The sequence below is a fragment of the Intrasporangium sp. genome, from assembly GCF_036566125.1.
GTDB lineage: Bacteria > Actinomycetota > Actinomycetes > Actinomycetales > Dermatophilaceae > Intrasporangium.
On the sequence record NZ_DATCWX010000004.1, the window covers coordinates 22,034 to 29,585 of the forward strand.

General features: G+C 67.6%; 9 protein-coding genes and 1 tRNA gene. 6 read left to right on the top strand and 4 right to left on the bottom strand.

All coding sequences use genetic code 11. The features are described 5' to 3' along the window. Positions 1 to 93: 93 nt before the first annotated feature. Genes VIR15_RS00335 through VIR15_RS00345 form a run of 3 tightly spaced genes read right to left on the bottom strand, consistent with a single transcriptional unit; the run spans position 94 to position 3,029 of the window. Entirely contained in the window at positions 94 to 1,161 is a 1,068-nt protein-coding gene (locus VIR15_RS00335) for an adenosine deaminase (protein ID WP_331925474.1), read from the bottom strand. Beyond that, positions 1,158 to 1,682, bottom strand: a complete 525-nt coding sequence (locus VIR15_RS00340) for a DUF5709 domain-containing protein (protein WP_331925475.1) — start codon at positions 1,680 to 1,682, stop codon at positions 1,158 to 1,160. The genes VIR15_RS00335 and VIR15_RS00340 overlap by 4 nt, the downstream gene beginning before the upstream one ends. A 30-nt stretch (positions 1,683 to 1,712) precedes the next feature. Continuing rightward, entirely contained in the window at positions 1,713 to 3,029 is a 1,317-nt protein-coding gene (locus VIR15_RS00345) for an aspartate aminotransferase type Ic (RefSeq protein ID WP_331925476.1), read from the bottom strand. A 191-nt stretch (positions 3,030 to 3,220) separates the two neighbouring features. Between VIR15_RS00345 and VIR15_RS00350 the strand changes: the two genes are divergently transcribed. The 6 genes from VIR15_RS00350 (at position 3,221) to VIR15_RS00375 (ending at position 6,506) form a co-directional block, all read left to right on the top strand. Then, positions 3,221 to 3,293: transfer RNA gene (locus VIR15_RS00350), tRNA-Trp, on the top strand. Positions 3,294 to 3,393: 100 nt separating this feature from the next. After that, a complete protein-coding gene (secE, locus tag VIR15_RS00355) occupies positions 3,394 to 3,657 on the top strand; it encodes a preprotein translocase subunit SecE (protein ID WP_331925477.1) in 264 nt (87 codons plus the stop codon). A 53-nt stretch (positions 3,658 to 3,710) separates the two neighbouring features. Beyond that, positions 3,711 to 4,544 (top strand): transcription termination/antitermination protein NusG, encoded by an 834-nt coding sequence (nusG, locus tag VIR15_RS00360; RefSeq protein ID WP_331925478.1) that lies wholly within the window; start codon positions 3,711 to 3,713, stop codon positions 4,542 to 4,544. A 127-nt stretch (positions 4,545 to 4,671) separates the two neighbouring features. Further along, positions 4,672 to 5,103 (top strand): 50S ribosomal protein L11, encoded by a 432-nt coding sequence (rplK, locus tag VIR15_RS00365; protein WP_331925479.1) that lies wholly within the window; start codon positions 4,672 to 4,674, stop codon positions 5,101 to 5,103. Positions 5,104 to 5,264: 161 nt separating this feature from the next. After that, positions 5,265 to 5,951, top strand: a complete 687-nt coding sequence (gene rplA, locus VIR15_RS00370; protein WP_331925480.1) for a 50S ribosomal protein L1 — start codon at positions 5,265 to 5,267, stop codon at positions 5,949 to 5,951. 9 nt (positions 5,952 to 5,960) lie between these two features. Next, positions 5,961 to 6,506, top strand: a complete 546-nt coding sequence (locus tag VIR15_RS00375) for a GNAT family N-acetyltransferase (protein ID WP_331925481.1) — start codon at positions 5,961 to 5,963, stop codon at positions 6,504 to 6,506. A 69-nt stretch (positions 6,507 to 6,575) separates the two neighbouring features. On the opposite strand, the gene VIR15_RS00380 is transcribed toward VIR15_RS00375, so the two are convergent. Further along, positions 6,576 to 7,552: AAA family ATPase (locus VIR15_RS00380; RefSeq protein WP_331925482.1), on the bottom strand; the 977-nt coding region annotated here is incomplete at its 5' end.

The window sequence follows — 7,552 nt, forward strand, 5'->3', positions numbered from 1 at the left end:
CTTGCGGGGAGCTGCTTTTCTGTCGTCATATCCGGTCCAGCATGAACGCCGAACCGAAGATCGAGCAAACTGGCACGGTACACCGGACGGACGTCAAACCGGCAAAGCGGACTTCTCCGGCTCGTCGGCGAGCCATCCGTCGATGTCCCGGAGAGCCGTGGAGCGGACCGGCTCAGGCGCCCGGCTGGCGAGGATCGAGCCGCGCGCGAGGTCGGCCAGGACCGGGTCCGGGCAGCCCAGGTCGCGGGCCATCTCGTACTGATGGGTGAGCCGGTTGCCGAAGAGGAGCGGGTCGTCGGCCCCAAGGGCGACGCGGATGCCGGCGTCGAGGATCTGGATGAGGGGAACGTCATTGTGCTCCGCGTACACCCCCAGCGCGATGTTGCTGCCTGGACACACCTCGAGTGCCACTCCGGCCTCGGCCACGGCGTCGAGCACCTGCGGGTCCTCGACCGAGCGCACCCCGTGTCCGATTCGGTCGGGGTCCAGGTACTCCAGGGTTTCCATGACCGACTGCGCCCCCAGCAGCTCGCCCCCGTGCGGGACGAGGGCGAGGCCCGCTCTCCGGGCGATGGCGAAGGCGGGCGCGAAGTCGGCGACGAGGCCGCGACGCTCGTCGTTGGACAGCCCGAACCCCACGACCTCGCCGGCTCCAGTGCCGGCGTGCCGGACGGCCAGTCGCGCCAGCGTGCGGGCCTCGAGCGGGTGCCGCATCCGACTGGCGGCCACGATGATGCCGACCCCGATCCGACCGTCCGCCGACACCGCACGGGCCTCGTCGAGCACGATCTCGATGGCGGGGGTGATCCCGCCGACGAACGGAGCGTAGGACGTGGGATCGATCTGCAGCTCGAGCCACCGGGACCCCTCGGCCGCATCGTCCTCGGCCGCCTCCCGGACGATCCGACGCATGTCGTCCTCCCCGCGCACGCAGGCTCGCGCCGTGTCATAGAGGCGCTGGAAGCGGAACCAGCCGCGCTCGTCCGTGGCCTTGGCCAGCTGAGGCGGCCAGTCGCCGAGCAGGGCGTCTGGCAACGGCAGGCCGTGCTTCGCGGCGAGGTCGCGCACGGTGCCGATGCGCATGGACCCGGTGAAATGCAGGTGGAGGTGCGCCTTGGGCAACACCTCCACCGATCGGGCCTCCTGAGAGCCTCTCGTCACTCGAGCGACGTTTCGTTGCTCGTCCCATCGATGATGTGCACCGCGGCCTCCTCTGCGGATGCCGCAGCACCGTCGATGCCGACGTCGCGGGCCCACAGCTCCTTCTCGGTGTCCTCGTGGGTGCCCTCATCGTCCGAGACGAGCCGGCCGGCACGTCGGTCGCCCACCTCGCTGTCCCCGACCCAGTCGTCCTCGGCATCGATCGCGTCGGGATCGTCACCGCCGATGCGGTCATCGTCGTCGAGACCGCTCTCGTTGTGCGGCGCGCCGTAGGCGGAGTGGGGGTCAGGCTCCTCCTGGAGGATGCGCTGGTCGATCGTCTCCTCGAGGGACTGCTCGTAGGCGGTGGTGCCGAAGGCGTTCGAGCCCCGCGCGGTGTCCGGTGGCGAGTAGCCGCGGTCCAAGGGATCCTCGACGCCATCGCTGATCAAGGTGTCCTCCGGCTGGAGCTGGTCCTCGTCGTCGACGCTGTAGGTCGTCAGGTCGTCGGAGATGTTCTCGTTGGGCTCCGTGCCGCTCATGTTGGGTTTCCTTCCTCGTTCAGCGCGTCATCAAACGCTCTGTGCCGTACCCACCTGCACGCCGCGGTCAGCGGATACCTTCTCTGCTGCGGCCAGCGCGACGCACGTCGCCACGCCGGCCATGGCCGTGCGAACCTCGTCGAGAGTCGGGAAACTGGGGGCGAGGCGGATGTTGCGGTCCCGGGGGTCATTGCCGTGGGGGAAAGCCGCACCAGCAGGCGTGAGGGCGATGCCCGCCTCCCTCGCGAGGGAGATGACCCGGGCCGCGGTGCCGTCGATGACGTCGAGATTGACGAAGTAGCCGCCCCTCGGGTGGCTCCACTCGGCGATGCCGCGGCCCGCGAGTCGTGCAGCCAGGGCGTCGTCGACCGCGGCGAACTTCGGGGCGAGGATGTCCCGGTGCTTGGCCATGTGGTCCCGGACCCCCTGCGCCGACCCGAAGAACTCGGCATGCCGGAGCTGGTTGACCTTGTCAGGTCCGATGGAGCCCATGGACAGGTGCCTCACGTACCAGGCGATGTTCGCCTCGCTGGCAGCGAGCGCAGCGACGCCGGCGCCGGCGTAGGTGATCTTGGAGGTGGACGCGAAGACGATGGGCCGGTTCGGGTGCCCGGAGGCGGCGGCCAGCGACAGGATGTCGGCGCTCTTGGCCTCCTCCCCGGTGAGGTGGTGGAACGCATAGGCGTTGTCCCAGAAGATGGTGAAGTCCGGCGCGGCCGTCGGCATCGCCGCCAGTCGTGCCGCGATCTCCTGGGAGACGATGGCACCGGTCGGGTTCGAGTAGGTCGGGACGATCCAGATGCCCTTGACGGTCGGATCGTCCTTGACGAGCGCCTCGACCGCCGCCATGTCCGGCCCGTCCGCGCGCATCTCGACGGTGACCATGTCGATACCGAAGGACCCGACGAGAGAGAAGTGACGGTCGTAGCCGGGGACCGGGCAGATGAACCTGACTCGTTCCTCCTGTGACCACGGGCGAGGGGAGTCGACGCCGCCGTGGAGCAGGAAGTCGACGATCGTCGTGTGCATCATGCTCAGGCTCGAGTTGCCGCCGACGATGACCTGGGACGGGTTCGTCCCGAGCAGCTCGGCGAAGATCTCGCGCAGCTCACCGAGCCCCTCGAGGCCGCCGTAGTTGCGCACGTCCGTGCCGGAGCGGTCCCTCGTGGCGATCGGCAGCCGCAGCAGTGCATCGGACAGGTCGAGCTGGTCCGACGCAGGCTTGCCGCGGGTGAGATCGAGCCGGAGGCCGGCGGCCCGGAGCTCGTCGTACGCCTGCTGCTGGTCCTGCAGGTAGCGCGCGAGCTCGTCATCGGAGAGATCAGCCAGGGGCACGTGCGTGGTCACGAATCGATCCTCCCACCAATGGCCACCGGGTCGCCGGTCCGGTCCGAATCCCGGTGGTCCTGCGGTCCTGACGCCCATGTCCGCCGGTTAGCCATGACCGTCTCCGTCCCGTATGATCGACCTTCGGACGGCGCCCAGGCCATCGCTGACGGCTGCCGTTCCGCCGGGAATCCCCCAACGAGACTCGGTGAAGGGCAATAGCTCAATTGGTAGAGCACTGGTCTCCAAAACCAGCGGTTGGGGGTTCGAGTCCCTCTTGCCCTGCGTTCCACAGGTGGTCGTCGTGCGTGGCGGCACGCGGCTTATCGCCTCGCCAGCTCGGGGTGCTGTCGCGGGCCTCGACCCAAGACAGAAAGTAGGAATCGTGACGGAGACAAAGGCCAGAAGTGGGTCCGGCCGGGCCGACAAGGCTGCGGGTGGCAACCCTGTCTCGCGTTTCTTCGGCGCGATCGGCCTCTTCGTGCGGCAGATCCTCGACGAGCTTCGCAAGGTCGTTCGCCCGACCGGTCCCGAGCTGATGCGCTACACGACGGTGGTCATCGTCTTCGTGCTGGTCATCATGGGGATCGTGTCGGCGCTCGACTTCGGATGGAGCAAGCTCGTCTCGTGGGCTTTCGTGGGCGGGTAGCTCGCGCCGCCGGAGCCGACAGCCGAACCAAGAGCAAGGAAGTAGGTCAGCACGTGTCCGACCAGTTCGCCCAGCAGGGCGTTGACACCGAGTACGCCGAGAGCGACGTCCAGGGCGCCGAGGCCGACTCCGTCGACGGCGGGCTCGACGCTGTCGTGGACGCTCAGGCCGACGGCGCCATGGTCGACGACGCTGTCGACGAGTCCACGCAGGTGACCGACGAGTCCACCGACGTGACCGACGAGATCGAGGTGGCCCAGGTCGCCGAGCAGTCCGACGAGGACCCGATCGCCGCGTTCAAGGCCGACCTGCGCTCACGCGTCGGTGACTGGTTCGTCGTGCACTCCTACGCCGGCTACGAGAACCGGGTCAAGGCCAATCTGGAGACCCGGATCCAGACCCTCAACATGGAGGACTACATCTTCGAGATCGAGGTCCCCATGGAAGAGGTGACCGAGATCAAGAACGGCCAGAAGAAGCTCGTTCGCCGGGTCCGGATGCCCGGCTACGTCCTCGTCCGGATGGATCTCACCGACGAGAGCTGGGGCGCCGTGCGCCACACGCCAGGGGTGACCGGCTTCGTCGGCAACGCCCACCAGCCGGTGCCGCTGTCGATCGACGAGGTCTTCACCATGCTGGCCCCGAACCTCGAGGTCCCCACCGAGGCCGGAGGCGCCGCCGCCGCCCAGGCCGCGGCTCCGAAGCCGGTCGCCGTCGTCGACTTCGAGGTCGGCGAGTCGGTCACCGTCATGGAAGGGCCCTTCGAGACCCTTCCCGCGACGATCTCCGAGATCAACCCGGACACGCAGAAGCTCAAGGTGCTCGTCTCGATCTTCGGGCGCGAGACACCGGTCGAGCTGTCCTTCAGCCAGGTCGCAAAGATCTGAACCCAAGCACGGGGCGCTTCGCCCCGCGTGAACCCCTCAAGACCCGCGTGGTTGATTCCGCGCGAGCACGAAATGCAACGGGGTCATCGCCCACGGCGTCGGCCCACAACAGAGAAGGTAGGCATCCATGCCCCCCAAGAAGAAGGTCTCAGGCTTCATCAAGCTGCAGATCCAGGCCGGCGCAGCGACGCCGGCGCCGCCCGTCGGCCCGGCCCTCGGTCAGCACGGCGTCAACATCATGGAGTTCGTCAAGGCGTACAACGCCGCGACGGAGAACCAGCGTGGCAACGTCATCCCGGTCGAGATCACGGTCTACGAGGACCGCTCCTTCACCTTCATCACCAAGACGCCCCCGGCGGCTGAGCTGATCAAGAAGGCTGCCGGCGTGCAGAAGGGCTCGGGTGAGCCCCACAAGACGAAGGTCGCCAAGCTCTCTCGGGACCAGGTCCTCGAGATCGCCCGGATGAAGATGGAGGACCTCAACGCCAACGACGAGGAGATGGCCGCCCGCATCATCGCCGGCACCGCTCGCTCGATGGGCATTGAGACCCAGCTCTGAGCACACAGACCTCTGAGCACACAGACCTCTGGTAGCCCGCCCTCGCCTGAGGGCGGGCGACCCGGGAACCGAGCCCAGCGGCATACGACATGCTGTTGTGCAGTGGGAGGGCCAGCGCTGGCCCCGGACCACGACTCCACCGCACCAACCAAGGAGCACCAATGAAGCGCAGCAAGAACTACCGCGCAGCTGCCGAGCTGATCACGCCCGGCAAGCTGTACGCACCGCTCGAGGCGGTCCGCGTCGCGAAGCAGACGGCCAAGGCGAAGTACGACGAGACGGTCGAGGTCGCCTTCCGCCTCGGCGTCGACCCGCGCAAGGCTGACCAGGCCGTCCGCGGCACCGTCAACCTGCCGCACGGCACGGGCAAGACGGCCCGCGTTCTCGTCTTCGCCAATGGCGACAAGGCCGAGGCCGCTCGTGAGGCCGGCGCCGACTACGTCGGCTCGGACGACATGATCGAGAAGATCTCCGGCGGCTGGCTCGACTTCGACGCGGTCGTCGCGACCCCCGACCTCATGGGCAAGGTCGGCCGCCTCGGCAAGGTCCTCGGGCCGCGTGGCCTCATGCCGAACCCGAAGACCGGAACCGTGACGATGGACGTCGCCAAGGCCGTCAGCGACATCAAGGGCGGCAAGATCGAGTTCCGCGTCGACAAGCACGCGAACGTCCACTTCGTCACTGGCAAGGCGTCCTTCTCGGCGGAGCAGCTGAGTGAGAACATCACCGCAGCGCTCGACGAGATCGTGCGACTCAAGCCGAGTTCCTCAAAGGGCCGTTACGTCCTCAAGGGAACCGTGTCGACGACGTTCGGCCCAGGCATCCCGCTGGATGTCAACGTTCTGTAGGTTCTTGCTGTGACTGTCGCAGTGCGCAACGCGGCGTCTTCGGACGCCGCGTTGTTGCATTCCCTGGCGGCGGCGACGTTCGCTCTGGCCTGCCCGCCGGGAACACTCCAGTCGGACATCGACGACTTCGTCGCCCAGCAGCTGTCCGAGGCACGCTTTGCCGAGTACCTCGCGGATGCCCACAGGGCGCTGCTCATCGCCGAGGTCGACGGCGTGCCCGCCGGATACACGATGCTCGTGTTCCCGAAATCGCCCAGCGCCGATCCACTCGACCCCGATGTCGCATCCGCGGTTCTGGCGCGCCCAACGGCCGAACTGAGCAAGGTCTACGTGCTCGCCGATCTCCACGGCCGCGGCGTCGCCGCCGCCCTCATGGCAGCATCCGTCGACGCGGTCCGTGCGCGCGGTTGCGCCAGCGTCTGGCTCGGCGTCAATCAACAGAACACGCGGGCGAACCGGTTCTATGAGAAGAGCGGCTTCGTCATCGTGGGCGCCAAGAAGTTTCTTCTCGGCGGCAAGTGGGAAGACGACTTCGTGCGCGAGCGCATCCTGTAGTCGTCAGCCCCGTTTCACGGAGATTCTGTTCCGAAGGGACGGATACTGTGATGTGTTGGCCTGGACTGGTCAGTTTTTCCTTGAGATGGGACGAAAGTGCGGGTCCAGTGGGGCCGGATGCGCCGGCTCCCCGCGTCCGAGCAAACTCCGGGTGAGGTGTTCGCGCGCCGAGAGCAGACCATCCAATGCTGTCGAAAGATCTGCATCCGTCGCGGTGCGGTTCTCCTGCGCGGCGATGAGCACGGTGCGCCGCATCAGCTCCTTCGCAAAGGAGCCGGAGACGCCGTCCGCACGGTCTGCGGCATCCCGAACGGCAAGCTCCGACAGCGGCAGTTCCCGCGCATACAGCGCGAACAGGCGCCGGCGGGCGTCAGTGTCGGGAAGCGGGATCTCCACGGCCAGATCGACCCGTCCTGGTCGCTGTGCCAGCGCCTGCTCGAGCATGTCAACTCGGTTGGTTGTCAGGATGAAGGCAACGTCGGCGTCCCCGTCGAGACCGTCGAGCGCATCCAGGACCGCGAACAACAGGGGCTGAGGACCGCCGTGCAGATCACGCTCCATCGCGACGAGGTCGACGTCTTCGAGCACCACGATCGCCGGCTGCATGGCCCGGGCGAGGTCCGCGGCTTCGGTGATGAACCGGATGCTGTTGCCGGCGAGCAGCACCGCCGTCGTCCCCGGTGTGCGCCCGAGCAGGTGCCGCACCGTCAACGTCTTCCCGGTGCCGGGCGGGCCGTAGAGCAGAACACCGCGCTTGAGATGCTGACCGGTCGCCCGCAGCTGTGCCCGGTGATCGCCGATACCGACCACGTGGCGCACCACGTCATCGAGCACGCCGAACGGCAGGATCACGTCTTCGGCTCGAACATCGGGTCGCCGGAGGAAGTTGGCTCCCGCCGCTCCCTGGCCGTACTCGCTGCCGCTGAACGACAGCACCTGTCCCCGCAGCACGCTGCGCTCGAGCATGAGACGACGCAGTTCCTTCAGCAACAGTGCCGAGCTCTCGGCAGGGGCGGCGAGGATCTCGAGCCGCGCCGACTGGCGGC

What these genes read in the sequence shown, in the direction of transcription:
- rplK (WP_331925479.1), top strand. Translation starts at nt 4,672, where the DNA reads ATGCCCCCCAAGAAGAAGGTCTCAGGCTTCATCAAGCTGCAGATCCAG.
- rplA (WP_331925480.1), top strand. Translation starts at nt 5,265, where the DNA reads ATGAAGCGCAGCAAGAACTACCGCGCAGCTGCCGAGCTGATCACGCCC.
- VIR15_RS00340 (WP_331925475.1), bottom strand. Translation starts at nt 1,682, where the DNA reads ATGAGCGGCACGGAGCCCAACGAGAACATCTCCGACGACCTGACGACC.